This is a genomic window from Streptomyces sp. PsTaAH-137 (genome assembly GCF_003259365.1).
In the GTDB taxonomy this organism is placed as follows: Bacteria; Actinomycetota; Actinomycetes; order Streptomycetales; family Streptomycetaceae; genus Streptomyces.
The window spans coordinates 1-1,249 of the sequence record NZ_QLLY01000106.1 but is presented as its reverse complement, the minus strand read 5'-3'; the positions used below and the strand labels follow the sequence as shown (position 1 = coordinate 1,249).

1 protein-coding gene and 1 pseudogene are annotated in these 1,249 nt (G+C 71.8%); both read left to right on the top strand.

From position 1 onward, the window contains the following. Positions 1-191: pseudogene (locus K377_RS41230) on the top strand (hypothetical protein); the annotation flags it as partial. A gap of 53 nt (positions 192-244) precedes the next feature. Continuing rightward, on the top strand, positions 245-1,249 hold a 1,005-nt coding region (locus tag K377_RS41225; protein WP_111668727.1), incomplete at its 3' end, for a 3-oxoacyl-ACP synthase III family protein.

Below are 1,249 nucleotides of genomic sequence, written 5' to 3'. Positions count from 1 at the left end.
CCCTGCCGAACCCGTTCCCCGAGCAGGCCGCCGGCTCCAACCGGATCATCAACGTCGTCGTGCTGTGGATGAGCTACCAGCAGAACTACGGCGGCGCCATCGGCCACTTCGGCCTGGGCGGCGACATCCACGCCCAGCTCAAGCTCCAGGGCCCCAGCTTCGGTGAGTTCACCACCGTGCCCGAGGCGTGAACCCCGGCCCGCCGCCGTCCGACCAGCCCAGACCAGCGCCCTACGGAGAACTCATGAACACGCCCACCCCCATCGGCATCCTCGCCACCGGCTCCTACCTGCCCGAGCGCATCGTGCCCAACGAGGAGATAGCCCCGGCGGCCGGAGTCGACGCCGAGTGGATCGCCCGCAAGACCGGCATCACCCAGCGCCACCGGGCCGCCCCCCACCAGGCCACCTCCGACCTCGCCGCGGCGGCGGCCCTGCGGGCCCTGGACGACGCGGGTCTCAGACCCGACCAGATCTCGTACGTCGTCGTCGCCACCTCCACCCCGGACCATCCGCAGCCGGCCACCGCCGCCATCGTGCAGGGAATGATCGGCGCCACCCGGGCCGCCGCCTTCGACGTCAACTCCGTCTGCAGCGGCTTCGTGTTCGCCCTGACCGCGGCCGAACGCATGCTGCGCGCCGAGACCGACGGCGAGCAGCCGCCCTACGCGCTCGTGATCGGCGCCGACGTCTACTCGCGGATCCTCGACCACAGCGACCGCAAGACCGCCATCCTCTTCGGCGACGGCGCGGGCGCCGTCGTCCTCGGTCCCGTCCCCGCGCACAGCGGTTCCTTCACCACCAGCCTCGCCACGCGCGGCGACCTGTACCGGACCATCACCGTCCCGGCCGGCGGCAGCCGGCAGCCCGCGAGCGCGGCCACCGTCCACGACGGGGCCCACTATTTCCAGATGGACGGGCGCGCCGTACGCACCTTCGTCCACGAGCAACTGCCGGGCGCGATCACGCAGTTGCTGAACAAGGCCGGAGTCTCACCCCGCGAGGTGGGGCACTTCATCCCGCACCAGGCCAACGCCGTCATGCTCGGCGAGGTCTGGCCGGACCTCCGTCTCGACAACGCCAGCATGCATCTGACGGTCGACCGGCACGGCAACACGGGGGCGGCCTCCGTCGCCATCGCCCTGGACACCGTCCACCGTCAGGAGCTCCTGGCCGAGGACGACCTCGTCGTCCTCTCCGCGTTCGGCGGCGGCATGTCCGTGGGATCCACCCTGCTGCGCTGGGCCCCC